Here is a 24,402-nt window from a genome sequence, read left to right on the forward strand (position 1 = left end):
AATTTTATCCCCGTTGAAAACGATACCGGAGAGAGCTCCCGGGTAAGCGCCGTCTACGCCGCACCACCCAGAAGCAGCTTTATTGCTGCCCTGAAAGACATTCCCGAAGCCTGGGAAATCACCGTCGAAAACCGCGAGGCAAAGGTGCGCCGAATGGCCACCGACACCCTGCTGGACGACTTCTTCTTCGACCCGGGCTACCAGCACCTGATCGGCGCCGCCCGCGACGGCACGCACGGCGTGGTAATCGACCTGGATACCGGTAAAACCACCGCCGAACTACCGCTGCCTGGCATGCCTCACCTCGGATCCGGCATTACCTGGGAGTATGAGGGCCGCCGGGTCATGGCCACTCCCCACTTCCGGGCCGGCGCCATCTCCATTATCGACATGGACACCTGGGAAGTGATCAAGACTCTGAAAACCGAAGGTCCCGGTTTTTTCATGCGCAGTCACGAAAATTCCCGTTACGCCTGGGCAGATGTGTTCTTCGGCCCCAACGCTGACAAGGTGCACATTATCGACAAGCAGACCCTGGAGATCGTCAAAACGCTTCAGCCGGAGCCGGGAAAAGTGGCCGCGCACGTGGAATTCGACCGCCATGGCGAGAAGCTGCTGCTGAGCATCTGGGATGATGATGGCGCCATCATTGTCTATGACGCAGACACCCTGGAAGAGGAAAAACGCATTCCGATGAACAAGCCGTCCGGCAAGTACAACGTCTGGAACAAGATCAACTACGAGGAAGGCACCAGCCACTGACCCTTATCGACTGAGTAACATAGGCTTAATGGTTTAAGTCATTTCGAATGTAGCTTTCATGGTAGGATAATTGACCTAAGCTAATGCAGCCGGGGTCAAGATATGAACAGCAGTTTCAGGCCGCCCGTGGCCTCCGCACCATGCCTGCTGGGTAGCGACAGTGATGATCTGATGCACTACAGTGTCGCACCCGCCGAAGTGGCACTCCTGAATGGCCTGAGCCACGCCTTCGGAATCTGCCTGAACGAAAACCAGGACAATCCGGAGGCCCGGTTTCTCAGTCATCTCGCCAGCCTGTTTCAGCAACAACGGGTTGATCCGGAAACCCCGCTGGAAAAACACGACCGTCCCTGGGGCAATGTCTATCTGGTTCAGTACGGCATCCTCCGATTGTTCCGGGAATCCCCGGCCGGCAAGGTCGCCGTCCATCATTTCTTTTCAGAGGGTGACCTGATCTGGCCGGTCTTTGGTCGCAGCCGCACGGTTCGCAATACCTTATGCCTGACCAGTGTTCTGCCTGCCACCCTGTGGGTAGCTGATTTTGCGGCGTTCCGTTCGGCCATTCAAAGCTACGGCGATGGCCAATGGCACAAGTTTGCCCTGGTACTGACAGAGGAAATCGCAGAACTGACCAGCATGCGGGAATACCGAAAACACACCATGTCGGCCCGGGAACGCTACCAGCTGCTGCTGGAGGAATATCCGGAGTTGGTCAAGCGGGTGCCGGACAACCAGCTCGCTTCCTGGCTGGGTGTGGTGCCCGCCACCTTCTCCCGCCTCAAGACCGCCTTTGCCAACCAGAGCAAGAACCCATAAAAAAGCGGCGGAACTTCGTCCGCCGCCAATACCTGAGTTAAGGTCCTGCTTCGATTAACCGTGCAGCTTGATCGCCAGTTCCGCCACGTGCTTGCCCTGGAAACGGGCAATGGCCAGTTCTTTCTCACTGGGCTGCCGACTGCCATCACCGCCGGCAATGGTCGAGGCGCCATAGGGCGTGCCGCCGTTCACTTCTGAAATATCGAAGAATTCCGGTATGCCGTAACCCAGCGGCACCAGCACCATGCCGTGATGAGCAAGAGTGGTCCAGAAGGAGGTAATAGTCTGTTCCTGACCACCGCCGGTGCCGGTGGAGGTGAAGACGCTGCCGACCTTGCCATGGAGCTTGCCCTCAGCCCAGAGGCCACCGGTCTGGTCCAGGAACGTACGCATCTGGCCGGCCATGTTGCCGAAGCGTGTCGGGGTACCGAAGATAATGGCGTCGTAGTCTGCCAGTTCTTTCGGGTCCGCCACCGGGGCACCCTGATCGGCCTTGCCACCGGCATTCAAAAAGGCTTCATCGGCCATGGTCTCCGGAACACGCTTGACAACAACATCGGCCCCATTCACACCGCGAGCGCCTTCGGCCACGGTATTGGCCATGGTCTCGATGTGACCGTACATGGAGTAATAAAGAACAAGAATTTTCGCCATCGCAACAATCTCCTGTGTGTGCGTTCAATGATTCAAAGCCTAACTGCTCTGTCGGCAAGACAAAAACGGAAGTTTTCCGGCAGGTCTTTCAGTTTTTCTGAACGAAGTCACAGAATGTTCATGGGCCACGATTTGCGTACACTTGTACGCTGAAATACCCTATACTTTCGTTGAATCGCAATTTCCCCATAAGGCAATTATCCAAACCATGACGCACAGCCAGCCAGATTCCGTTCATCACAGGATAGAAGAGTGGATTAACAGCGCCACCCACGGTATTGGAGCCCTGCTGAGTGTGGTAGGGACGGTCGCCCTGATCGCAGGCGCCAGCCAACTGGGGGATGTCTGGAAGATTGTCAGTTTCAGCGTATTCGGTGCCTCACTGATTCTGTTGTACATGGCGTCCGCGCTCTACCACGGCGCCCGCCATCCGCGCCTGAAAACGGCCTTCAAGACCCTGGATCACTGCGCCATTTTCCTGCTGATTGCCGGTACCTACACACCCTTTCTGCTGATCAACATGCGTGGCACCACCGGCTGGACCCTGTTTGCCGTCATCTGGTCCCTGGCGCTGACCGGCGTGGTACTGAAGGTGATCTTCAAAAACCGTTTCAAGCTGGCACGGGTAGGTATCTACATTGCCATGGGCTGGCTGATCACCTTCGCGTCATCCGACCTGGTGGCCAACCTCAGTGAGACGGCTCTGCAACTGACCATCGCTGGCGGCATTGTCTACACCGCCGGCGTTGCCTTTTACCTGGCCGACCGCATCCCTTATATGCACGCGGTCTGGCACCTGTTCGTCATTGGCGGCAGCGCCTGTCACTTCAGCGCCATTTATTTTGGCGTATTGCCGCACAGCGTCTAGAACGCCCAGACCATCGCCATCAGGACACCCCAGGCCGTCAGCGAGGCTGCCATCACTGTGTAGGTGGCGGACATGGCCACCACATCGTTATCTGTGCGCTGGCACAAGGAACGAACCCCCTGGTAGATAAGCGCACAGGACAGAAACATACCTGCAAACACAGCGATGACGCTCACCGCCAGCACCGGAACCAGCAGCGCCAGGGACGACAGCCACAGCGGCAGTGGTGCAATGGCTGCCAGCAGGTAAGCATCCGGGTACTCAATCTGTAGCTGATGACCATCAAGTACCGCCTTGATCAGCCACCCCATTACGAAGAAGGTCAACAGCTCTGCCAGAAACAGAATGGTGGTTATAAAACGCCATTCCTTATCCGCAAACCCGTTAATGAAACTGTCACCGTAGTGAGTTCCGGCGTAATACAACAACACCGGTGGCAGAAACGACATGGGCACCACAATCACCCAGGCCAGAAACGGGATGGAGAGGTTCATTCCCTTGAGTTCGCGCCAGACACCATTCGCGGAGAACGGCAGGCTCAGGAGTTGTGTCATTGTCATGGTATCCACCTGTATCATGCTTTCTTAATCTCACTTTTAGTGGAGCACCACAACGGCTTCAAGGTCGCCAGATGACCTTGAGCAAGTCTCCCCCCACCTGCCGGAGAGCGGACGATGACCACCAGGCCCCTGAAGCCCATCCATACGTTCTGGTTGTTCTTTCCGGCGGCATCGCTCTGGGCCGCCGCGGTGGTTCCGCTGTCGATATATGCGGTGCTATCCGGCTCCGGCTGGCCACCCGGGCTGATTGGCGCCGGCCATGGCCATGAGCTGATTTTTGGTTTCGCACTGGCATTGATCGCCGGTTACACACTGGGGCCGCAACCCCGACGCGCCCTCGTTCTGCTCTTTGGGCTCTGGTTAGCGGCCCGGCTTGCCTGGCTGCTGGCACCCGAAACGCTCTTCGCACAGTTACTCAGCCCGGCTTTTGCATTGCTGCTGGCATGGCACGTAGTGCCGCGGTTTCAGGCGGCCAAGAAATGGCGCAACAAAATTGCCGGCCCGCTGATTCTCGTACTATGCCTGATGGCTTTGATCTACTTTCTGACAGAAACCGGCCTGCCGTTGCCGGACACCCGCCGACTGCTACAAACCACCATCCTGGGCCTGCTACTACTGATGACGTTTATGGGCGGAAGGATTATTGTACCGGCCGTGGCCGGGTCTCTGGAGAAACGGGGCGTCCCCCTGGAAGCTCGGGTACAACCCCACATAGAAGGAGCGCTGCTGGTCGTCCTGCCGATCGCCATGGCATTGATGCTGTTCAGTGCCACCGAACAACTGGCCGGCGCTCTTCTTCTCGCCGCCAGCGCACTTGTCGTTACCCGGATTGTCCGCTGGAAGCTCTGGCACTGCAGTAACCGGCCCGACCTGCTGGTGCTGGCCCTTGGCTATCTGTGGCTGGCCATCGGCTCGGCGTTCGCAGGCACTCACCTGCTGACCGAACGGCCGGTTCTTCCCGCGCTGCACCTGATTGTTGTCGGAGCGCTGGGGACACTCTCGGGGAGCGTGATGCTTCGACTGGCCTGGCAGCGGGCACGCCGGACATTTCCGCCAGCATGGCAGGTTACCGCCATCGCGATACTGGTGGCAGCCGCCACCATAAGCCGCTACCTGGCGGGGGCCACGCCCTACTCCCAACCTGAACTTCTATGGTTCTCTTCCGGCTGCTGGGCTCTGACCTTTGCAGGCGTCGCCGGTCAGGTCATGGCCCTATATCCGCTTGCGCAAAAACCCGGCACGGCCCGCCATAGCCACCGGAAATGATTGGCTACCTCTACTGCGCCAACTCGAAAAGCAACTACTACCTACGGCATACCACCAACATAAACTTATGTTTTAAAAGGACTTTAAAGCAGGCCGCGCCTTTCGAAAAGAAAGCCGGATTGCGAGATCACCTTGCTGACAACCTTCCTTGATATTTATCAGGAATGAAATACCCACCTCGTTTGCAAAATGACTCCAACGCCGTGACAGCCACTGATTCCGGTGGCTCCGGGTCAAAGAAACGAGGAGCTTAACCATGGCAAAAACCAACGCTGACATTGAACACTGGGATGTCGAAAGTGAGGAGTTCTGGGAGCGGGAGGGCAAGAAAGTCGCCTCCCGCAACCTGTGGATTTCCATCCCCAGCCTGCTGATGGGATTCGCCATCTGGCTGATGTGGGGAATGATCACCACCCAGATGAAAAACCTGGGTTTTTCTTTCACCGTTGAACAGCTGTTCACGCTGACTGCCATTGCCGGTTTGTCTGGCGCCACCCTGCGAATTCCGGCCTCGTTCATGATCAAGATTGCCGGCGGTCGCAACACCGTTTTTCTGACCACGGCCTTGCTGATGATCCCGGCCTTAGGCACCGGTGTCGCCCTGATGAACCCGGATACACCGTTCATCGTGTTCCAGGCGCTGGCACTGCTGTCCGGTATTGGCGGCGGTAACTTTGCCTGCTCCATGAGCAACATCAGTGCATTCTATCCGAAGAGCAAACAGGGTTACGGTCTGGGCATGAACGCCGGCCTGGGTAACTTCGGCGTGACCACCATGCAAATTCTGATTCCACTGGTAATGACCGTCGGCGTGTTCGGCGCTCTTGCCGGTGACCCCATGCAACTGCAAAGCCCCAGCGGCACCCTGATCGGCCGTATTGAGGCCGGCACCGACACCTGGATCCAGAACGCCGGCTTCATCTGGCTGGTCTTTCTGATTCCGCTGGCCTTCGCGGGCTGGTTCGGCATGAACAACCTCAAGGTGGTGACTCCAAATCCCGGCAGCCCGATATCTGCCTTCGGTAAGATTCTTGGTCTCTATGGCGTTGGCCTGCTGACCTCTATTGCCGGCGTCTGGGCCCTGTCAGTCATGAATATGTGGCTGGCCCTGCCCATCACCATTGTGCTGACCGTGGTGCTGCTCAGACTGATCCCCGGTGACATCAAGCCCAACATCAAGAACCAGTTTGCCATTTTCAGCAACAAGCACACCTGGTCCATGACCGTGCTTTACATTCTGACTTTCGGTTCTTTCATCGGCTTTTCTGCCGCCCTGCCGCTGTCCATCAGCGTCATCTTCGGCAACATGATGGAAGTAGGCGCCGACGGTACCATGACTCGTGTAGTCAATCCGGAGGCGCCCAGCGCTCTGACCTGGGCCTGGATGGGGCCGTTCGTTGGCGCCCTGATTCGTCCGGTCGGCGGCTGGATTTCCGACAAGATGGGCGGTTCCATCGTTACCCAGATCATCTCGGTGGTGATGGTTGTCGCTTCGGTCGCCACCGGCTACGTGATGATGCTGGCCTACAACTCAACTGATCCGAACAGCTATTTTGCCCTGTTCCTGATCCTGTTCATTGTGATGTTCGCCGCCAGCGGTATTGGCAATGGCTCCACCTTCCGCAGCATTGGTTTTATCTTCAACCAGCAGCAGAAGGGCCCGGTACTGGGCTGGACCTCAGCAATCGCCGCTTACGGCGCCTTCATCGCCCCTCGCGTGATGGGCCAGGAGATCCAGGCCGGCACGCCAGAAGTGGCCATGTACGGGTTCGCAGTGTTCTATGCGGTGTGTCTGGTGGTTAACTGGTGGTTCTACCTGCGCAAGAACGCCTACATCAAGAATCCGTAACAGCAAGAATCCAAGCGTTAGACCTCTGCTCGCCGGCCCCACAAGGGCCGGCTTTTTTATGGCGGCAGGGAACGACCAATGATCAGCGTTTCTCCGCGGCTTCGGGCTCACAACCCAGAGCAGTGAGCACCTGCTGCATGGGCTCCCCCTCCCCGGCACTTGCCTCCAGCGCCAGATCCCTGGCGCTCTTGCCCGATTTATTAACCAGCTCCGGATCTGCCCCGGCAGAGAGCAGCAACCGAACCAGTTCCGGATTGCGGTTGCGCACAGCCATCATCAGCGCAGTCTGCCCGTTTTCGTATTCCCGGATGTCAGGATCGGCACCTCTGGTCAGTAGCAGGCGTACAGCCTCCGGACGGCTGGCAATCACCGCCCCCATCAGAGCCGTATAGCCGGTTTTTTCCGTATGGTTTATATCCGCGCCATGATCCAGCAAGAAGGCAAGAATATCCGTATGACCACGGGAGGCAGCCCTCATCATGGCCGTCCACTTGCAGTCGTCCCCTGCGTCAACCCGGGCCCCACGCTCGACCAGCTCGGCAACCCGGTCAGTCTCGCCCTCTTCCGCCGCCACAATCAGGGGAGTTCTACCCCTGCTATCACGGGCTTCCAGATCCTCGCCTTCGCCCAGGAGCTGCCAGAATCCGAGTAACAGGGCCAGCGCCAACATCGCCCCCATCAGCCCGGACCAGCGTTCCCAGAACCCCATGACCTCTCTCCTGTTGCGACCACTTTCCTCCGAGCATACAAAAAACCCGCCGGGATTGCTCCGCGGCGGGTTGTCACAGCTCCCGTTGTAAAGGGAACGTTTTTACCGTGCTGTCTGGCCCGCCAACCGGTGGCGCTCCTCTTCTTCGATCTGCAGATCGACAGAAGACACGTGGTATTCCTCAGAGAAGCCGCTCTCGGGTTCCTTCAGCCACATAATGCACAGTATCCAGCTAACAAAGGCTCCAGCGGCGATGATGAAGAAGAACTGGGTCGGGGTGACAAAAGTGAAGATGGTCAGGTAGACCACCGCACCGACGTTGCCATAGGCACCAGCCATACCAGATATCTGGCCGGTCAGGCGACGCTTGATAGAGGGGATGATGCCAAAGGTGGCGCCTTCTGCACCCTGTACGAAGAAGGACGTGAACACAGTGATCGCCACTGCCACAATCAACGGCCAGTTGGAATTCAGTAGCCCCATAAGACCGAATCCTACCGCAATACCGAACATGTAGCTGAGCATCACGAAACGGCGGTTCCCCATGCGGTCAGATACCAGGCCGCCCATCGGACGGGCCATCAGGTTCACGAAGGCGAAAGATGCCGCAATCAGCCCGGCTGCCGTTGCGCTCAGACTCCAGGTCTCTTCGAAGAACATTGGCAGCATGGAGACCACAGCGAGTTCCGCGCCAAAGTTAGCGAAGTAGGTGCTGTTCAGGGCAGCCACACTGTTGAACGGGTATTTGTCGTCCTCAGGCACGCCTTTCTTCAGGATGGGGACGTTTACCCGCAGTATCTGAACAATCTGATAGCAGACAATGGCGAAGATCACCGCGTAACAGATAGCAGCCCCGGTGGCAGACAGGTACCCCATGTTCTGGATACGCCACACCAGAATAGCCAATACCCCGACCAAAGGAATGGTCCACAGGATCAGCTTGACCATATCACCCCAGGTGCTGACTTCCAGTGCCACGGCCTTACGGGGTTTACGATGCACGGTACCAGCAGGGCCGTCGGTAATCGCGAACCAGTAGTAGACGCCGTAGGCCGCCATCACGATGGCACTCTGGGCGATGGCCCAGCGCCAGCCGTCTTCACCGCCGTACATGGTAATGGCAATGGTCGGCAGTGACATGGCAGCCGCCGCAGAACCAAAGTTGCCCCAGCCCGCATAAAAGCCTTCTGCAAAGCCAATGTCCTTGGGTTTGAACCACATGGCCGTCATATGAATACCAACCACAAAGCTGGCACCAATGGAGCTCAGTACCAGGCGGCTGACCAGCAACTGAGCCATGGTGTTACCAAAAGCAAACACCAGCGCCGGTATGGCCATCACCACCATCAACACCGAAAACACCCTACGTGGACCGAAGCGGTCCAGCGCCATACCCACGATAATGCGGGCGGGAATCGTCAGCGCCACGTTACAGATGGCAAACAGGCGCAGGTCGTCCTTGGTCAGCCAGTCCACGCTTTTGAGCATGCTGGACGCCAGTGGCGCCATGTTGAACCAGACATAGAATGTAATAAAGAAGGCAATCCAGGTCAGGTGTAGTGCCCTGATTTCAGGATTGCGGACGCGGAATACGTCAGCGACTTTCATTTCAGCCTCCCGGGGCTAAGACAATGGAAACAGGTAATCCCGGCCATCAAAGGCTGGGCAGAATCAGAAGTGGGCACTGGATCCGGCGAGCCAGGAAGGAGCTGACGCTGCCAAACGTCATGTAATCCAGTTCGTCCACGAAATAGGTCAATGATCGGGCAATGAAGCCGCCGTCAGGCTCATGACTGTGGCGGGCGATGACCAGCATGTCTGGCCGTACCTTTTTCTCGGCGGCGAACAGCAGGCTCTTGCGGGCGTCGCCTTCCAGCATCAGGCTCTCGGCACTCACCTGCTCGCTTTCGCACAGTTCCAGAGCTTCTTTCAGATGCTGTTTCAGCTCGCCAACTTCTTCCTGAAACAGGTCTTCATTGCCGGAGGTGATGTCGCGTGGGTTTTCTGCCACCGCAACCAGCGTGATTTTTGGCTCCAGCCGCCGAAACATGGTGATGGTCTGGGCCAGCGCCAGTTTCGCGTTTCGGGAACCGTCGTAGGCAATCATGATGTTCATGTGGCTCTCCCGGTATCACACCCCCAAGACGGAGGCATTCGAGTTGATATCGGTCAGCATTACCCCATAGCACCCAGCCGCCATAATTGATCTTGATCAAGCCTGAACCCACGTACCCCACCAGAGAAAGCCCCGGAATATCACCTTTCCCGGGATAGTGACCATTGACCTACCCCCTTTGCACCCAGCAGGAGGTACCTCCAATGCGCCGGCCCGAAAATTCGGCTTTTTGGTATGGTTTCAGAGGAGTATTTTCCGGCCAGGAGAGACCATGACGAGCATGCCCGCCAAAGCTCAGCAATATCGGGCGCTGGGCCTTTCGACCTTCGCCTTCACCCTGTGTTTTGCCGTCTGGACCATCTTTTCCATCATCGGCATTCGCATCAGTGAAGAGCTGGCGCTGTCCGACACCCAGCTGGGATTGCTGATGGCCACGCCGATTCTTACCGGCTCCATCAGCCGTTTATTCCTGGGCATCTGGACCGACCGTTATGGCGGGCGCTGGGTGTTCGGCATCCTGATGCTGACCACCGCGGCCTGTGTTTACCTGCTGACCTTTGCTACGACCTACGCCATGATGCTGGTCGGGGCCCTCGGAGTGGGCCTGGCGGGCGGCGCTTTCATAGTCGGGGTGGCCTATACCGCAGCCTGGTTTGAACCGGCTAAACAGGGCACCGCACTGGGGATTTTCGGCGCCGGCAACGTCGGTTCTGCCGTGACCAACTTCGGCGCCCCGTTTCTGTTGGTGGCCTTCGGCTGGGAGAAAACCGCGCAGATATACGCCACGGTGCTGGCCATCATGGGCATTGCCTTCCTGTTACTGGCAAAAACCGACCCGCTGGCCGAACAACGCCGCAGCGCCGAACAGAAATCGTTTGCCGAACAGATGGCACCGCTCCGGGAACTTCGGGTGTGGCGCTTTGCCCTGTACTATTTTTTTGTGTTCGGCGCCTTTGTTGCCCTGGCGCTCTGGCTTCCCCATTACCTGATCGGCGTTTATGGCCTGGACATCAAAACCGCCGGCATGATCGCCGCGCTCTATACCATCCCGGCATCCCTGTTCCGCGTCCTCGGGGGCTGGCTGTCGGACCGCTTCGGCGCCCGACGAGTGATGTACTGGACATTCATTGCCTCGGTAGTCTGTACCTTCCTACTCAGTTATCCGCCCACCCGCTATGTGGTGCATGGCATCGAGGGAGATATCAATTTCACGCTGGCCATGAGCCTGCCCATGTTCGTGGTGCTCACCTTTATCCTCGGTTTTTTCATGTCGCTCGGTAAGGCGGCCGTCTACAAACACATTCCGGTGTACTACCCGATGCATGTGGGGGCCGTCGGCGGCGTGGTAGGAATGATCGGGGGCATCGGTGGTTTCATCCTGCCACTCACCTTTGGTGTGCTGAACGACATAACCGGCATCTGGCAAAGCTGCTTCATGCTGATGTTCGCCATTGTGGCAGCAGCCCTGGCCTGGATGCACTACGCCATCCGCAAAGCGGAACGGGTGGAATGGGCGGCCCAGACCGAGCAGACCGATCTGCCGGAACTGGCCTCCCCGCAGCTGTTCTATCCCATGAACCGTCATCCGGTAGCAGATGCCGCCATGCGGAACTCCGACCAACACGGGTAAATGCCCCGGCCACCGTTTCGTGCTTTATGCCCCGCCTGCGGGGCTTTTTTGTATACTGGCCCGACAATGATCGAGTGGAGTCCCGCTGGTGGCAAAATGGCTGGTTAAAACCGAACCCTCTGAATGCGGCATTGATGATTTTGCCCGTCAGCCTGAGGGTGTTATTCCCTGGGATGGTGTGCGCAATTACCAGGCCCGCAACTTCCTGGCGCAGATGCAGGAGGGAGATCTCGTCTTTATCTATCACTCCAGCTGCAAGCGCATAGGCATTGCCGGTATTGTTCGCGTAGTGAAATCCGCCTACCCGGACCCAAGCCAGTTCAACCCGGAGTCTCCCTACTACGACCCGAAAAGCACCGCAGAAAAACCTCGCTGGCAAGCGGTCGACCTGCAGTTTGAACGGAAATTGCCGGCGTTGATCCCCCTGGACTCACTCAAAGCCATGCCAGAGCTCAGTGAACTGGCTCTGGTACGCAGAGGCAGCCGACTCTCGGTCATGCCGGTCAGCGATGCCGAGTGGCAGCAAATCCTCCACCTGGTCGATTAAACTCAGATCACAGGCCTACCACCACCGGCTCCGTAGCTTTAGAATTGCCGCGTTTCAATTCTCCCGGAGCCGTCGAGATGTCCATGGACATGAATCCCGCCAGCAGCTTTGCCCAGCTCAAGCGCATTGAATCGAGCAAGGTGTTCCAGACTGTTGTTATCGCCATCATCATTCTGTCTGCCCTGACCATCGGCGCCAAAACCTATGATCTGCCACCATTGGTGGAACAGAGCCTGTCGGTGATGGACAACGCCATCACCCTGTTCTTTCTGGTGGAAATCCTGTTCCGGTTCGCCGCCTGCCCACTCAAACGCCGCTTTCTCATGGATGGCTGGAACCTGTTCGACACCATCGTGGTGATCGGCAGCCTGATCCCTCTGGACAATTCCGAGGCGGTATTGCTGGGCCGGTTACTGCGCGTATTCCGGGTGCTTCGACTGGTATCAGTGGTGCCCGAGCTGCGCTTTCTGATCAACTCGTTACTGAAAGCTATTCCGCGCATGGGCTACATTGCCCTGCTGATGTTCATCATCTTCTACATCTACGCTGCCATGGGCTCCATGTTCTTCGCCAGCGTTGACGAAACACTCTGGGGCGATGTCGCCATCGCCATGCTCACACTGTTCCGGGTTGCCACCTTTGAGGACTGGACCGACGTGATGTATGCCACCATGGAAGACTATCCCATGAGCTGGTTGTACTACCTGACCTTTATCTTCCTGACGGCCTTTGTGTTCCTGAACATGATGATCGGGGCGATACTGGAGGTAATGAGCGAGGAGCAGAACGCCAAACAGGCCCAGAAGGCCCACGATGAGCGGGATGAGATTGCCCGTCAGCTCCGGGCTGTACAGGAACAGCTGCAGGAACTGACGAAGCAGGTCAGCGAGAAACGCTGATTCAGAATGGCTTGGCCATGGCCAGATGGAAAATAGCCGTCACCTGCACCAGGGCAAGTACCGCCGCCACAATGCGTGCGGGCTTGCCCACAGTGGTTTTCAGCGCAAACACCCCGGCAATGATGTAACCGAACAACAACACGATCTTGGTGATCAGCCAACCGGGCATGGCAGAGGCATAACCGGCCACAAACACCAGCGCAATGGCCGCGACCAGAAGGATGGTGTCATTGATGTGGGGAATGAACCGTAGCGGCGTCTGGCGCCAGCCTGGTCGCCCGACCGCATCAAGCAGTAGCCGCAGGGCAAACAGCGTGATGGTTAGGTAGGCGGTGGTCATGTGCAGGTGCTTCAGGATAATGTACGACGTCATGGAAGTTCCTTTGTTAACAAACGGGTTGCGGCCATTGTACGCAAACTACCCCCAAGCAGGTATGGTTAATACAGGCGCGAAGGTTTAACATATACCCAGAATACATGTATATGGGAGACATCTATGCAGGCCATACCGACTTCCCCTGAACGGGCGTCTGCCAGCCTCAGCCAACTCTTTTCCTATCCTTTCCGGATTTTTTTCCTTTCCATGACGGTACTGGCCATTGTTGCCATCCCGGTATGGGTCCTGGAAGTCACCGGCGTGGTTCAACTGCCACTGGCCCTGCCCGCCCTGTTCTGGCACCAGCATGAAATGCTGTTCGGATTTTTGTCTGCCGCCATCGCAGGCTTTCTGCTCACCGCCGTGTGCGTCTGGACCCAGACCAACCGAACCCACGGTGCACTGCTTGCAGGTCTCTGGAGCGTTTGGCTGGCCGGTCGCCTGTTGCTGGCCTTTGGTGGCAACCTGCCGGACTGGCTGGTACAGGGCGTAAATCTGGCGTTCCTGCCCCTGGTGATGATCGATGCCGGCTGGCGAGTGTGGAAAGCCCGCCAGAAGCGGCAGCTGATGATTCTGCTTGTCCTCGGGCTGCTCTGGCTGATGCAGATCGGCTTTGTTACCCGCCTGAATATGGCGTTCAGCTACGGAGCACTGATCATGGCCATGGCGCTGATCAGCATCATCGGAGGCCGGATTACCCCTGCGTTCTCAGCCGGATGGCTTCGCCAGCGTGGCGGCAATGCCGAGGCAGTCAGGATGATTCCGGCACTGGATATGGCGGCACTGTTCTCCATGATCCTGCTGATGGCATCCCTGGTGACGGGCTGGCAAACCGTCACCGCCGTCATTGCGGTGGTTGCTGCATCGTTGATGCTGGTGCGCCTGTATAACTGGAAAGGCTGGCTGGTGCGCAAAGATCCCTTGCTCTGGATTCTGCACCTGTCCATTCTCTGGGTGCCGGTTGCACTGATTCTGCTGGCAGGCTCTTTGGTGGCCGGATGGCCAACCAATGCCTGGAGCCATGCCGCCGGTACCGGCGCCATCGCCTGCCTGATTCTGGGCGTGATTGCTCGCGTGTCACTGGGCCACACCGGCCGCCCGCTGGTGCTGCCAAAGGGCATGGTCCTGGCGTTCGTGGCCATCCAGCTCGCTGCGGTTATTCGGGTATTGACCGCCTTCAACCTGATTCCCTGGCACCCCGGCATTGGCACCAGCACCCTGCTGTGGATGCTGGCCTATGGCCTGTTCCTGGTGCGTTACACCGGCATTCTGGCCAGCCCCCGGCCAGACGGGCGCGAAGGCTGATCCAGTGCCAGATACGAAAAGGCCGGCTCGGGGCGTAACCGAGCCGGCCTTTCTGTTTTCGGCGGCAGGACTTCAGGCCGCCATTTTCTCTTTCAGCAGCTTTTCAAAATGGGATCGGGCCGCACGGAACCGGGCTGCCGGAAAGTGAATGCTGATGCCCTCCAGTGCTGCCATCAGCATTTCCAGATGGGCATCCCAACCGGCGCAGGCAATAGGCACCACCTCATCGTCCGGCAACGACAGCGTCAGGCAAAGCCGGGTACAGACTCCTTCCCGCAGTAATTCCCAGGTCAGCGGCCGCTCAGGGGCATCTCCGGAACTCCAGGAGTAGGACAACAGCCGGTGAGGCCGGCAGGCGGTAATGGTACAGTCGATGGGCATGCCACTGTTGCCAAAATCCAGCTGAACCCGGCCACCTTCACGAGCCTCCAGAGACCCGGCAGCCAACCAGTTGGCCAAATGCACCGAATCGGTCAGCATATTCCAGACAGCCTCCGGAGGATGTTCCAGCAACCGTTCCAGGTGTACCAATACCCGGCCCGCCTCGAACCGGATTTGTCCATCGATGAATTCCTCATCTGCAGACATAGGCCCTCCCAAATATGGCGAACTTCACAGATTCGACGAAAGTATCAAACCGGACAAAACTTGGCCTTGATGACCATCAACCGGCTCTGGCTGCGGGTCCGGGGAACTTCTGGGCGGCAATCATCCACTAAAGGTCAATAGCCGTTCCCAGAACAGGCGCTAAAGTAGAAGAAATCATTTTGCAACAGAGACACAGGCAACATGTATCCTGATCACTTTGACAAAGAAGACCTGATCCGCTGCGGCCACGGCCAGCTGTTCCCGGGCGCCATGCGCCTGCCCATCGACGAAATGCTGATGGTCGACCGTATTACCCACATCGGAGCCGATGACGGCGAATATGGCAAAGGCAGCCTGGTGGCCGAACTGGATATCAACCCGGATCTCTGGTTTTTCAAAGTGCATTTTGAGGGCGACCCGGTAATGCCCGGCTGCCTCGGCCTGGATGCCATGTGGCAGCTGGTCGGCTTCTTCCTGGCCTGGAGTGGCGGTGAAGGCAAGGGGCGTGCTCTGGGGGCCGGAGAGGTGAAGTTTTTCGGACAGGTTTTGCCGGAGAACAAAAAGGTCACCTACTATCTGGATATCAAGCGGTTGATTCGCCGCAAACTGACCATGGCCATCGCGGATGCCCGTATGGAAGTGGACGGGCGGGAAATCTACACCGCCAAAGACCTTCGGGTCGGCCTGTTCACATCGACTGATGACTTTTAGGAGTTAGCACAATGCGTCGCGTTGTAGTTACCGGCATGGGGATCGTCTCCAGCCTTGGAACCAACCAGAAAGAAGTGGCCCAGTCACTTCGCGAATCCCGCTCTGGCATTGCTTTCAGCGAAGAAGCCCGGGACAAAGGCCTGCGCAGCCACGTCGCCGGCAAGATCGACCTGAACCTGTCAGAACTGATCGACCGCAAGATCTGGCGCTTTATGAGCCCTGCCGCCGGCTATTGCTACCTGGCCGCCAAAGAGGCCATTGAGCAGGCCGGCCTGACCGACGAGCAGCTGCGTGCAAATACCACCGGCGCCGTATTTGGTACAGGTGGCGCATCCACCGTCGAACTGCTGGACGCCATCGACACTCACCGCGACAAAGGCCTTCGCCGGGTGGGCCCGTACCGGGTACCCCGCACCATGGGTAGCGCCATCAACGCATCCATCACCACCGCCTTTGGCATTACCGGCATCAACTACGGCATCACTTCTGCCTGCGCCACCAGCGCCCACTGCATCGGCCACGCTGCCGATCAGATCGCCCTCGGCCGCCAGGACGTCATGCTGGCCGGCGGCGGGGAAGACATCCACTGGACCCTGAGCCTGATGTTCGACGCCATGGGCGCATTGTCAACCAAGTACAACGACACGCCGGAACAGGCCTCGCGCACCTATGACGCCGACCGTGACGGTTTCGTGATTTCCGGTGGCGGCGGTACGCTGATACTGGAATCCCTGGAACACGCGGAAGCCCGCGGTGCCACCATCCTGGCGGAACTGGTCGGATTTGGCGCCACCTCCGACGGCGCTGACATGGTTGCACCCAGCGGTGAAGGCGCCATTCGATGCATGAAGCAGGCTATGGCCAACATCGACGGCGAGATCAATTACATCAACACCCACGGCACCAGCACGCCGGCCGGTGATGTAACCGAACTGAAAGCGCTCAAGGAAACCTTTGGCGACAAGATCCCGCCACTGAGCTCCACCAAACCCCTGTGTGGCCACGCACTGGGTGCCGCGGGCGTACATGAGGCCATTTACAGCCTGATCATGCAGCGGGAGAGCTTTATTGCCCCGTCCGCCAACATCCAGACCCTGGACGAAGGCGCCGAAGGCTACCCGATCGTGCGTGAACGCATGGACAACCAGAATCTGAACCTGGTAATGAGCAACAGCTTCGGCTTTGGCGGCACCAACGCCACCCTGATCTTCAAGAAAGTCTGATCAGGACAAGCGAAGCGAGCGGTATTCAGCCGGCGGCGTTCCCATCCAGCGCTTGAACGCCCGGCTGAAGGCGCTCAATTCCGAAAATCCGAGCTGCTCGGCAATTTCCACCAGCGGCTTGGATTTATCTTTCATATAGGTGATCGCCTGCTCCCGACGAACCTGCTCCAGCAGAGCCGCAAACGTCAGCCCCTCCTGGCGCAACTTCTTGTGCAACGTATACCGGCTCATATTCAACTGCCCGGCCACCGTCTCGACACCTACTTTCCCTCGCTCCAACTGAATCCGGATCAGCTTGCTGACCCTCATACTCAGCGAACGCTTTGAATTTTCAGGCCTTAATGGCTCTGATGCCATGCTGGTTCCTCCTGCCTATCGTCCTGGCCCAAACTGCCAACTCCATCAGCGTACACATGTTAGCCGAAATCAATCAATACGACCTTTGAGCAAGATCAATGGCGCACCGGATTATTTGCGGCACAATGCCCGCTTTCAGAATGCCCTACCTGCATCCATCCGCTTTTCAGTTGATACCCGGAGACACCATGACCACCCCGGAACTGCTTGCTCCCGCCGGCACCCCCGAACATCTAGAAACCGCCTTCGCCTATGGCGCAGATGCCGTCTATGCCGGCCAGCCGAGATATTCGCTGAGAGTAAGGAACAACAGTTTCAAAGACGTTGCAGCCCTGGGCGCCGGCATTGAACGAGCACACGAACTGGGAAAACAGTTCTATCTGGTCTCCAACATTGCACCCCATAACAATAAAGTGCGCAGCTACCTGAGAGACCTGGAGCCGGTCATTGAACAGAAACCCGACGCCCTGATCATGTCTGACCCCGGCCTCATCATGCTGGTAAGGGAGAAATGGCCGGATCAGCCCATCCACCTGTCGGTTCAGGCCAACGCGGTCAACTGGGCCACCGTGGAATTCTGGCGCCGCCAGGGCATCAGCCGAGTGATCCTGTCCCGGGAACTGGGCCTGGAGGAAATCCGCGAAATCCGCGAAAAAGTCCCCGCGATGGAACTGGAAGTGTTTGTACACGGCGCCCTGTGCATGGCCTACTCCGGCCGCTGCTTGCTGTCTGGCTACATGAACCATCGAGACGCCAACCAGGGCGCCTGCACCAACGCCTGCCGCTGGAACTATAAAGAAGTCCAGCACAGCCATGACCAGACCGGCGATCTGATCGCCACCTCTGCAGATGCGGTGGAAACCTGCGAGCCCAAAGAAATCCTGCTGGAAGAACCCAATCGCCCCGGCGGCTTCATCCCGGCCTACGAAGACGAACACGGCACCTACATCATGAACTCCAAAGACCTGCGCGCCGTCCAGCACGTAGCGGAACTGGTCAAGATGGGCGTTCACTCTCTGAAAATCGAAGGTCGCACCAAAAGCACCTACTATGTAGCCCGCACCACCCAGGTATACCGGAAAGCCATCGACGACGCTCTCGCCGGCAAACCCTTCGACATGCACATGATGGACGAACTCGAAGCCCTCTCGAACCGCGGCTACACCGAAGGCTTCCTGCGCCGGCACGTGCCCCAGGAATACCAGACCTACGAACAGGGCTCCTCGTATCTCGGCACCCAGCAGGTGGTAGGCACCATTGCCGACGCGGATGACCGGTGGCTCACCATCGACGTAAAAAATAAATTTGCCCCCGGCGACCAGCTGGAGCTCATCACCCCGGCCGGCAACCTGCGATTCTCTGCCAACACGATGGAAAACCGCCACGGCGAGGCCATGGAGTGCGCACCAGGCAGCGGCCACATCGTCAAAATTCCTAAACCCGCGAACGTGCCGGAAAAACTGGACTTCACCTATCTGACCAAGATTTTTCCCGAAAACGCCGGCCGTTAAACTCGAGTGGGCGATCTGTACGCCCCCCTTAGTGCCCCAAAGGCCGATTAAGGTATAATCCCTACACAACCGATTTAATACCTGACTATTTTACTCTGGTATTGTATAATCGCTCGCCAGAAGCAACGGGAAACCGGCCAGCAGCCCCTCCCGTCATCCAAAAACCGATTGCAGGGCGTACTCACGGAGAGAGCGACCACTGCGACAACAGCAAATCGAATACACCCATCCGCCAGCCCAATAGGGGCTGCCGATGACACAAAGGGCGCAAGCCCTGGATGAGAGAATTACGGAGCGACGATCATGGCGACCACCGACAACGAGGTGAAAGAGCTGATCAAACGGGAATACGAACACGGTTTCGTGACTGAAATCGAAGCCGACACGTTCGAACCCGGCCTGAACGAAGACGTCATTGCCCGCCTTTCCGCCATAAAGAAAGAGCCGGAATGGATGCTGGAATGGCGCCTCAAAGCCTATCGTCGCTGGCTGGAAATGGAAGAGCCGAACTGGGCTCATGTCGGCTACCCGAAAGTCGACTACAACTCGATTTCCTATTATTCCGCGCCCAAGCGCAAAGAGGATATGCCACAAAGCCTGGATGAAGTGGATCCGGAGCTGCTGAAAACCTACGAAAAGCTGGGCATTCCCCTGCACGAGCGCGAAAAACTGGCCGGCGTTGCCGTGGACGCAGTATTTGACTCGGTTTCCGTAGCCACCACCTTCAAAGAGCCGCTGGCCAAGGCCGGCGTGATCTTCTGCTCTATTTCCGAAGCCGTCCGCGACTATCCGGAACTGGTCCAGAAATACCTGGGCACCGTGGTACCCCACGGCGACAACTTCTTTGCAGGCCTGAACTCGGCGGTCTTTTCTGACGGCACCTTCGTGTACGTACCCAAGGGCGTGCGTTGTCCCATGGAGCTGTCTACCTACTTCCGCATCAACGCCGCCAACACCGGCCAGTTCGAACGCACCCTGATTATCGCCGACGAAGGCAGCTACGTAAGCTACCTGGAAGGCTGTACCGCACCCATGCGCGACGAGAACCAGCTGCACGCGGCCGTGGTTGAACTCGTGGCTCTGGACGACGCCCAGATCAAATACTCCACCGTACAGAACTGGTACCCGGGTGATGAAAACGGCAAGGGTGGTATCTATAACTTCGTGACCAAGCGCGGCGCCTGTATCGGCAAGAACTCCAAGATTTCCTGGACCCAGGTGGAAACCGGCTCCGCCGTCACCTGGAAGTACCCGAGCTGTGTACTGCGCGGTGAGAACAGCGTTGGCGAGTTCTACTCTGTCGCGCTGACGCATAATTACCAGCAGGCCGATACCGGCACCAAGATGATCCACCTGGGCAAGAATACCCGCAGCACCATCATCTCCAAGGGTATTTCCGCCGGCAAGAGCTCCAACGCCTACCGCGGCCTGGTGAAATTCGGCCCGGGCGCAGAGGGCGCGCGTAACTTTACCCAGTGTGATTCGCTGCTGATCGGCGACCGCTGCGGCGCGCACACTTTCCCGTACATCGAGAGCAAGAACAAGTCGGCCATCGTGGAACACGAGGCGACCACTTCCAAGGTCAGCGACGAGCAGATGTTCCTGTGCCGTCAACGCGGCATCGACCCTGAGCAGGCGGTGTCCATGATTGTCAACGGCTTCTGTAAAGAGGTGTTCAAGGAGCTGCCGATGGAGTTTGCGGTTGAGGCTGGCAAGCTACTGGAAGTGAGCCTTGAAGGGTCCGTTGGTTAAACGCTATGCCCCGCTGGCCTCGGAGGAGGCCAGCGAGCGGGGGAGCTTTCCGGGATACGCTGTAAATACATCCCTGTACGCTCGACAAAATCATCCCTGATTTTGACGATCCCGGAAAGCTCCCCCGCTCGCTGTCCCGAACGTTATTGGGGCATCGAAGGGTACGAATTTATAGATCGAAATTCAGGATATAGAGAGACATCTACAAATGCTGAGTATCAAAAACCTGCACGCCTCCGTTGAGGGCAAAGAAATCCTCAAGGGCATTAACCTGGAGATCAAGGCCGGGGAAGTTCACGCCATCATGGGCCCGAACGGTTCCGGTAAGAGTACCCTGTCACAGGTTCTGGCAGGCAACGACGCATTTGAAGTCACCAAGGGCGAAGTCACCCTGAACGGAGACAACCTCCTGGATCTGGAAACCGAAGAACGCGCCCGCGAAGGCATCTTTCTGGCCTTCCAGTACCCGGTTGAAATCCCGGGCGTGAGCAACCTGCAGTTCCTGCGCACCGCCGTGAACGCCATGCGCAAGCACAAGGGCCAGGACGAGATGAACGCGGCCGAGTTTATGAAACTGGCCAAGGAAGTTTCCAAACAGGTAGATCTGGACCCCGCCTTCCTGAAACGCGGCGTGAACGAAGGCTTCTCCGGTGGCGAGAAGAAACGTAACGAGATCATGCAGGCCCTGCTGCTGCAGCCCAAACTGGCGATTCTGGACGAAACCGATTCCGGCCTGGACATCGACGCCCTGAAAGTGGTTTCCGATGGCGTGAATGCCCTGCGCTCGGAAGACCGCGCCATTCTGATGGTCACTCACTACCAGCGCCTGCTGAACCACATTGTTCCGGATTATGTGCACGTACTGGCTGGTGGCAAGATCATCAAGTCGGGCGGTCGTGAACTGGCCCTGGAACTGGAAGAAAAAGGTTACGGCTGGCTGGGCATTAAAGACGACGACACCAGCAACTGATCAGGAGGCCGTGGAATGAAATCTGTACCCATGCTTTCCAGTGCCTTCCTGCACCCGGCCGGGGAATCCCTGCCGGAGCCGTTGCTGGCGCTGCGCAAGGAGCGGGCCAGCGCGCTGGTGGATATGCCGCTGCCTACTCGCAAGACCGAGAACTGGAAGTACTCCAGCAAGTACCTGAAGCTGGCCGACGATATGGCCATTTCCCTGCCGGCCGAAGGCAAGACCGGCAACAGTCTCGCTGTGCCCGGCTACAAAGTGGTTTTCATCAACGGCGTGATGATTCCTGAAGCCAGCGAGTATCCGGATCTCGACGGTATCGAGATCCTGAGCTTCAACGATCTGGCTAACGACGAAGCTGAAGCCCTGTCTGCAAAACTGGGCAGCACCCTGAATCACGACCAGGTTCAATTCGCCCGCCTGAACGGGGCGCGCTTCGAAGATGGCCTGTTCATTCGCCTGAAACCCGGCGCGGTGCTGGATCAGCCGTTGTTCATCATCCATGAAACCAGCGCTGACGCCAGCGGCTCCGCCTATCCACGTATCTACGTGGAAGCCGGCGCCAACAGCCAGCTGACTCTGGTAGAGGAATACACCTCCAGTGGTGAAGCATCCGCCTTGGTCAGCACAGTAACCGAATTCAGTCTGGCCGATGGCGCCAACGTCACCAGCATCCGCCTGAACATGGAAGGCGAGAATGTTCAGCACATTGGCGCTACCGGGGTACTGCAACAACGCAGCTCGCGCTTCGAGAGCCATTGCGTTGGTTTTGGCGGCCCCCTGCGCCGGCACGATCTGCAGGTGCGGCTTGAAGGCGAAGGCGCGGAAACCAAGCTCAATGGCGTGGTGGTTACCCAGGGCAAACAGCACTACGACAACCACACGTCTATTGACCATGTCGCGGCCCACTGCAACAGCGAAGAGACCTATCGCAATATTGCAGCCGACCAGTCCCATGCCGTGTTCAACGGCCGGATTCATATCCACCAGGACGCCCAGAAGTCCAATGCGGATATGAACAACAAGAACCTGCTGCTGTCCAACGGGGCAGAGATTGACACCAAACCGGAACTGGAAATCTACGCCGACGATGTGAAGTGTGCGCACGGCGCCACCATCGGTCAGCTGGACGAGACCTCCGTGTTCTACCTGGTATCGCGCGGGATCGGCCGCCGGCAGGCCAATGTTCTGCTCACCATGGCGTTCATTAACGAACTGGTGCAACAGATTCCGGTGGAAGCCGTGCGTGAAACCGCCCAGGCGCGGTTAAGTGATTTCTTTGAGCAAACCTTTCAGGAGGCCTGAGGGGCATGACTGATCTGTCCATGGCAAACAACACCCAGTCAATGGTGTTTGATGTGCAAGCCATTCGCCGTGACTTCCCGATTCTCAATCAGGAGATCAACGGGAAGCCGCTGGTGTATCTGGACAACGGCGCGTCGGCGCAAAAGCCACAGTCCGTGCTGGATGCCATGGATCGCTATTACCGCGAGATGCACTCCAATGTGCACCGTGGCGCCCATACCCTGGGTGATCGTGCGACGGCTGCGTTTGAAGGTGCCCGGGAAACCGTGCGCCAGTTTCTGAACGCGTCCAGCACCCGAGAAATCATCTGGACCCGAGGCACCACCGAAGCCATCAACCTGGTGGCCAATGGCCTGGCCCCGCGCCTGAAAGCCGGCGATGAGATTCTGGTCAGCCACATGGAACACCACGCCAACATTGTGCCCTGGCAGATGGTGGCCGAGCGCACCGGTGCCAGGGTTGTGCCCATCCAGGTGACACCGCAAGGCGAGCTGGATCTGGATTCGTTCAACAGCCTGCTGAACGAGCGCACCCGGGTGCTGGCGATCACCCACGTGTCCAACGCGCTGGGCACCGTCAACCCAATTGCGCCCCTGATTGAACAGGCGAAAAAACAGGGGGTACTGACCCTGGTGGATGGCGCCCAGGCGGTGCCCCACTTCCAGCCGGACGTTCAGTCCCTGGGCTGTGACTTCTATGCATTCTCTTCCCACAAGCTGTTCGGGCCCACGGGCATTGGCGTGCTTTATGGCCGCGCCGAACTGCTGGAAGAAATGCCGCCTTATCAGGGCGGTGGCGAAATGATTGAGCGGGTATCGTTCGAGCGAACCACCTGGAATGTGTTGCCCTACAAATTCGAGGCCGGAACCCCGGCTATTGCCGAAGCAGTGGGCCTGGGCGCCGCCATCGACTATCTGAACTCGCTGAACCGAAAGGCCATGGAAGCAGCAGAGGATGCCTTGCTACGCCGGGCCAATGAACTGGTCGAAACCGTGCCAGGCATGGAGATCATCGGTACCGCCGCCAATAAGGTACCGGTGATGTCGTTCAAGATTGCCGGCCTGCACCCCAGCGACATCGGCACCCTGCTGGACCAGCAAGGCATCGCCATCCGCACCGGCCACCATTGCGCCATGCCATTGATGGATTTCTACGGAGTACCCGGTACAGCCCGGGCTTCGTTTGCGTTCTACAATACGCTGGAAGAGGTCGAGAAACTGTTTACCGGCCTGCAAAAGATCCAGCGCCTGTTTGCCTGAGGAGGTGGAAACATGACAGCCGAAGTCTTCACCCCAAGCGATGTGAACGTGACCATGACCCCGACGGCGGTCAAACACGTTCGCAAACAACTGGACAAGAAACCGGAAGCCAAAGGCATTCGCCTGGCCATCAAAAAAAGTGGCTGTTCCGGTTTCAAGTACGAAACCCAGTGGGTAGAAACACCGGAATCCGATGACCGTATTTTTACCATCGACGGCGTGGATGTGTTCGTAAAGCAGGAACACCTGCCACTGGTGAACGGCATCGAAATCGACTTTGTCACCGAGGGTGTGAACTCCCTGTTCCGCTTCCGCAACCCCAACGCCACCGCTGAGTGCGGCTGTGGTGAAAGCTTCACGGTGGCGTAAAGC

At 57.9% G+C, this 24,402-nt stretch carries 25 protein-coding genes; 17 read left to right on the forward strand and 8 right to left on the reverse strand.

All coding sequences use genetic code 11. The annotated features are described in order from the left end of the window. Positions 1-762 (forward strand): cytochrome D1 domain-containing protein (locus tag B3Y70_RS00815; protein WP_288589073.1); only part of this gene is annotated, 762 nt, incomplete at its 5' end. Positions 763-864: 102 nt separating this feature from the next. Further along, entirely contained in the window at positions 865-1,578 is a 714-nt protein-coding gene (locus B3Y70_RS00820) for a Crp/Fnr family transcriptional regulator (protein WP_278350468.1), read from the forward strand. A gap of 54 nt (positions 1,579-1,632) precedes the next feature. On the opposite strand, the gene wrbA is transcribed toward B3Y70_RS00820, so the two are convergent. Next, on the reverse strand, positions 1,633-2,232 hold the full coding sequence (wrbA, locus tag B3Y70_RS00825; RefSeq protein ID WP_014422496.1) for an NAD(P)H:quinone oxidoreductase: 600 nt from the start codon (positions 2,230-2,232) through the stop codon (positions 1,633-1,635). Between the two features lie 208 nt (positions 2,233-2,440). Between wrbA and trhA the strand changes: the two genes are divergently transcribed. After that, positions 2,441-3,100: a PAQR family membrane homeostasis protein TrhA gene (gene trhA / locus B3Y70_RS00830; RefSeq protein WP_286714860.1), complete on the forward strand. Its 660-nt coding sequence runs from the start codon at positions 2,441-2,443 to the stop codon at positions 3,098-3,100. Here trhA and B3Y70_RS00835 read toward each other — a convergent pair. After that, positions 3,097-3,660 (reverse strand): YIP1 family protein, encoded by a 564-nt coding sequence (locus B3Y70_RS00835; protein WP_222179403.1) that lies wholly within the window; start codon positions 3,658-3,660, stop codon positions 3,097-3,099. The two genes, trhA and B3Y70_RS00835, sit on opposite strands and share 4 nt — an antisense overlap. A 114-nt stretch (positions 3,661-3,774) precedes the next feature. Here B3Y70_RS00835 and B3Y70_RS00840 point away from each other — a divergent pair, with 114 nt between their 5' ends. Next, on the forward strand, positions 3,775-4,926 hold the full coding sequence (locus B3Y70_RS00840; protein WP_286714861.1) for an NnrS family protein: 1,152 nt from the start codon (positions 3,775-3,777) through the stop codon (positions 4,924-4,926). A 256-nt stretch (positions 4,927-5,182) separates the two neighbouring features. Continuing rightward, positions 5,183-6,775 (forward strand): antiporter, encoded by a 1,593-nt coding sequence (locus B3Y70_RS00845; RefSeq protein ID WP_023008612.1) that lies wholly within the window; start codon positions 5,183-5,185, stop codon positions 6,773-6,775. Positions 6,776-6,857: 82 nt separating this feature from the next. Here the strand turns inward: B3Y70_RS00845 and B3Y70_RS00850 are convergent, their stop codons facing one another. The 3 genes from B3Y70_RS00850 to B3Y70_RS00860 all read right to left on the reverse strand — a co-directional run bounded on the left by B3Y70_RS00850 (position 6,858) and on the right by B3Y70_RS00860 (position 9,600). Continuing rightward, the gene (locus B3Y70_RS00850; protein ID WP_278350469.1) at positions 6,858-7,484 is read right to left on the reverse strand and encodes an ankyrin repeat domain-containing protein; all 627 of its coding nucleotides are present in this window, start codon (positions 7,482-7,484) and stop codon (positions 6,858-6,860) included. Positions 7,485-7,586: 102 nt separating this feature from the next. Further along, positions 7,587-9,092 carry an MFS transporter gene (locus B3Y70_RS00855; RefSeq protein WP_153741695.1) on the reverse strand — a complete coding sequence of 502 codons (1,506 nt, stop codon included), beginning with the start codon at positions 9,090-9,092 and terminating at the stop codon, positions 7,587-7,589. A 46-nt stretch (positions 9,093-9,138) separates the two neighbouring features. After that, entirely contained in the window at positions 9,139-9,600 is a 462-nt protein-coding gene (locus B3Y70_RS00860; RefSeq protein WP_199452499.1) for a universal stress protein, read from the reverse strand. 271 nt (positions 9,601-9,871) lie between these two features. Between B3Y70_RS00860 and B3Y70_RS00865 the strand changes: the two genes are divergently transcribed. The 3 genes from B3Y70_RS00865 (at position 9,872) to B3Y70_RS00875 (ending at position 12,676) form a co-directional block, all read left to right on the forward strand. Further along, on the forward strand, positions 9,872-11,230 hold the full coding sequence (locus B3Y70_RS00865) for an MFS transporter (protein ID WP_199452500.1): 1,359 nt from the start codon (positions 9,872-9,874) through the stop codon (positions 11,228-11,230). An 88-nt stretch (positions 11,231-11,318) separates the two neighbouring features. Then, the gene (locus B3Y70_RS00870) at positions 11,319-11,777 is read left to right on the forward strand and encodes an EVE domain-containing protein (protein ID WP_011786584.1); all 459 of its coding nucleotides are present in this window, start codon (positions 11,319-11,321) and stop codon (positions 11,775-11,777) included. A gap of 77 nt (positions 11,778-11,854) precedes the next feature. Next, positions 11,855-12,676 carry an ion transporter gene (locus B3Y70_RS00875; protein ID WP_014422504.1) on the forward strand — a complete coding sequence of 274 codons (822 nt, stop codon included), beginning with the start codon at positions 11,855-11,857 and terminating at the stop codon, positions 12,674-12,676. Position 12,677: 1 nt separating this feature from the next. On the opposite strand, the gene B3Y70_RS00880 is transcribed toward B3Y70_RS00875, so the two are convergent. After that, positions 12,678-13,049 carry a SirB2 family protein gene (locus B3Y70_RS00880; RefSeq protein ID WP_199452501.1) on the reverse strand — a complete coding sequence of 124 codons (372 nt, stop codon included), beginning with the start codon at positions 13,047-13,049 and terminating at the stop codon, positions 12,678-12,680. Positions 13,050-13,172: 123 nt separating this feature from the next. Between B3Y70_RS00880 and B3Y70_RS00885 the strand changes: the two genes are divergently transcribed. Then, a complete protein-coding gene (locus tag B3Y70_RS00885; protein WP_011786587.1) occupies positions 13,173-14,357 on the forward strand; it encodes an NnrS family protein in 1,185 nt (394 codons plus the stop codon). A 72-nt stretch (positions 14,358-14,429) separates the two neighbouring features. Here B3Y70_RS00885 and B3Y70_RS00890 read toward each other — a convergent pair whose 3' ends face one another. Then, entirely contained in the window at positions 14,430-14,945 is a 516-nt protein-coding gene (locus B3Y70_RS00890) for an SRPBCC family protein (RefSeq protein WP_199452502.1), read from the reverse strand. Positions 14,946-15,146: 201 nt separating this feature from the next. Between B3Y70_RS00890 and fabA the strand changes: the two genes are divergently transcribed. Both fabA and fabB read left to right on the forward strand, forming a co-directional pair. Next, positions 15,147-15,656 carry a bifunctional 3-hydroxydecanoyl-ACP dehydratase/trans-2-decenoyl-ACP isomerase gene (fabA, locus tag B3Y70_RS00895; protein ID WP_011786589.1) on the forward strand — a complete coding sequence of 170 codons (510 nt, stop codon included), beginning with the start codon at positions 15,147-15,149 and terminating at the stop codon, positions 15,654-15,656. Between the two features lie 11 nt (positions 15,657-15,667). Then, positions 15,668-16,879 carry a beta-ketoacyl-ACP synthase I gene (gene fabB / locus B3Y70_RS00900; protein WP_272999078.1) on the forward strand — a complete coding sequence of 404 codons (1,212 nt, stop codon included), beginning with the start codon at positions 15,668-15,670 and terminating at the stop codon, positions 16,877-16,879. Here fabB and B3Y70_RS00905 read toward each other — a convergent pair whose 3' ends face one another. After that, complete coding sequence (locus B3Y70_RS00905; RefSeq protein WP_023008621.1) at positions 16,880-17,236, reverse strand: helix-turn-helix domain-containing protein; 357 nt, start codon at positions 17,234-17,236, stop codon at positions 16,880-16,882. Positions 17,237-17,424: 188 nt separating this feature from the next. Between B3Y70_RS00905 and yegQ the strand changes: the two genes are divergently transcribed. From yegQ to B3Y70_RS00935, 6 genes are all read left to right on the forward strand, one after another. Continuing rightward, complete coding sequence (gene yegQ, locus B3Y70_RS00910; RefSeq protein WP_199452503.1) at positions 17,425-18,747, forward strand: tRNA 5-hydroxyuridine modification protein YegQ; 1,323 nt, start codon at positions 17,425-17,427, stop codon at positions 18,745-18,747. 303 nt (positions 18,748-19,050) lie between these two features. Then, positions 19,051-20,499: a Fe-S cluster assembly protein SufB gene (sufB, locus tag B3Y70_RS00915; RefSeq protein ID WP_011786593.1), complete on the forward strand. Its 1,449-nt coding sequence runs from the start codon at positions 19,051-19,053 to the stop codon at positions 20,497-20,499. Between the two features lie 208 nt (positions 20,500-20,707). Beyond that, positions 20,708-21,469 carry a Fe-S cluster assembly ATPase SufC gene (gene sufC, locus B3Y70_RS00920; RefSeq protein ID WP_153741703.1) on the forward strand — a complete coding sequence of 254 codons (762 nt, stop codon included), beginning with the start codon at positions 20,708-20,710 and terminating at the stop codon, positions 21,467-21,469. A 15-nt stretch (positions 21,470-21,484) separates the two neighbouring features. Continuing rightward, on the forward strand, positions 21,485-22,771 hold the full coding sequence (sufD, locus tag B3Y70_RS00925) for a Fe-S cluster assembly protein SufD (protein ID WP_272999172.1): 1,287 nt from the start codon (positions 21,485-21,487) through the stop codon (positions 22,769-22,771). A gap of 5 nt (positions 22,772-22,776) precedes the next feature. After that, positions 22,777-24,030 (forward strand): aminotransferase class V-fold PLP-dependent enzyme, encoded by a 1,254-nt coding sequence (locus B3Y70_RS00930; RefSeq protein WP_183576978.1) that lies wholly within the window; start codon positions 22,777-22,779, stop codon positions 24,028-24,030. Between the two features lie 12 nt (positions 24,031-24,042). Further along, the gene (locus B3Y70_RS00935; RefSeq protein WP_011786597.1) at positions 24,043-24,399 is read left to right on the forward strand and encodes a HesB/IscA family protein; all 357 of its coding nucleotides are present in this window, start codon (positions 24,043-24,045) and stop codon (positions 24,397-24,399) included. Positions 24,400-24,402: the final 3 nt, after the last annotated feature.

This window comes from Marinobacter sp. UBA5687 (genome assembly GCF_002420325.1).
Classification (GTDB): domain Bacteria; phylum Pseudomonadota; class Gammaproteobacteria; order Pseudomonadales; family Oleiphilaceae; genus Marinobacter; species Marinobacter nauticus.

Excerpts from the sequence above, each read along its gene's own strand:
- B3Y70_RS00820 (WP_278350468.1), top strand. The coding sequence starts at position 865 with ATGAACAGCAGTTTCAGGCCGCCCGTGGCCTCCGCACCATGCCTGCTG.
- wrbA (WP_014422496.1), bottom strand. The coding sequence starts at position 2,232 with ATGGCGAAAATTCTTGTTCTTTATTACTCCATGTACGGTCACATCGAG.
- trhA (WP_286714860.1), top strand. The coding sequence starts at position 2,441 with ATGACGCACAGCCAGCCAGATTCCGTTCATCACAGGATAGAAGAGTGG.
- B3Y70_RS00835 (WP_222179403.1), bottom strand. The coding sequence starts at position 3,660 with ATGACAATGACACAACTCCTGAGCCTGCCGTTCTCCGCGAATGGTGTC.
- B3Y70_RS00840 (WP_286714861.1), top strand. The coding sequence starts at position 3,775 with ATGACCACCAGGCCCCTGAAGCCCATCCATACGTTCTGGTTGTTCTTT.
- B3Y70_RS00845 (WP_023008612.1), top strand. The coding sequence starts at position 5,183 with ATGGCAAAAACCAACGCTGACATTGAACACTGGGATGTCGAAAGTGAG.
- B3Y70_RS00850 (WP_278350469.1), bottom strand. The coding sequence starts at position 7,484 with ATGGGGTTCTGGGAACGCTGGTCCGGGCTGATGGGGGCGATGTTGGCG.
- B3Y70_RS00855 (WP_153741695.1), bottom strand. The coding sequence starts at position 9,092 with ATGAAAGTCGCTGACGTATTCCGCGTCCGCAATCCTGAAATCAGGGCA.
- B3Y70_RS00860 (WP_199452499.1), bottom strand. The coding sequence starts at position 9,600 with ATGAACATCATGATTGCCTACGACGGTTCCCGAAACGCGAAACTGGCG.
- B3Y70_RS00865 (WP_199452500.1), top strand. The coding sequence starts at position 9,872 with ATGACGAGCATGCCCGCCAAAGCTCAGCAATATCGGGCGCTGGGCCTT.
- B3Y70_RS00875 (WP_014422504.1), top strand. The coding sequence starts at position 11,855 with ATGTCCATGGACATGAATCCCGCCAGCAGCTTTGCCCAGCTCAAGCGC.
- B3Y70_RS00880 (WP_199452501.1), bottom strand. The coding sequence starts at position 13,049 with ATGACGTCGTACATTATCCTGAAGCACCTGCACATGACCACCGCCTAC.
- B3Y70_RS00885 (WP_011786587.1), top strand. The coding sequence starts at position 13,173 with ATGCAGGCCATACCGACTTCCCCTGAACGGGCGTCTGCCAGCCTCAGC.
- B3Y70_RS00890 (WP_199452502.1), bottom strand. The coding sequence starts at position 14,945 with ATGTCTGCAGATGAGGAATTCATCGATGGACAAATCCGGTTCGAGGCG.
- fabA (WP_011786589.1), top strand. The coding sequence starts at position 15,147 with ATGTATCCTGATCACTTTGACAAAGAAGACCTGATCCGCTGCGGCCAC.
- fabB (WP_272999078.1), top strand. The coding sequence starts at position 15,668 with ATGCGTCGCGTTGTAGTTACCGGCATGGGGATCGTCTCCAGCCTTGGA.
- B3Y70_RS00905 (WP_023008621.1), bottom strand. The coding sequence starts at position 17,236 with ATGGCATCAGAGCCATTAAGGCCTGAAAATTCAAAGCGTTCGCTGAGT.
- yegQ (WP_199452503.1), top strand. The coding sequence starts at position 17,425 with ATGACCACCCCGGAACTGCTTGCTCCCGCCGGCACCCCCGAACATCTA.
- sufB (WP_011786593.1), top strand. The coding sequence starts at position 19,051 with ATGGCGACCACCGACAACGAGGTGAAAGAGCTGATCAAACGGGAATAC.
- sufC (WP_153741703.1), top strand. The coding sequence starts at position 20,708 with ATGCTGAGTATCAAAAACCTGCACGCCTCCGTTGAGGGCAAAGAAATC.
- sufD (WP_272999172.1), top strand. The coding sequence starts at position 21,485 with ATGAAATCTGTACCCATGCTTTCCAGTGCCTTCCTGCACCCGGCCGGG.
- B3Y70_RS00930 (WP_183576978.1), top strand. The coding sequence starts at position 22,777 with ATGACTGATCTGTCCATGGCAAACAACACCCAGTCAATGGTGTTTGAT.
- B3Y70_RS00935 (WP_011786597.1), top strand. The coding sequence starts at position 24,043 with ATGACAGCCGAAGTCTTCACCCCAAGCGATGTGAACGTGACCATGACC.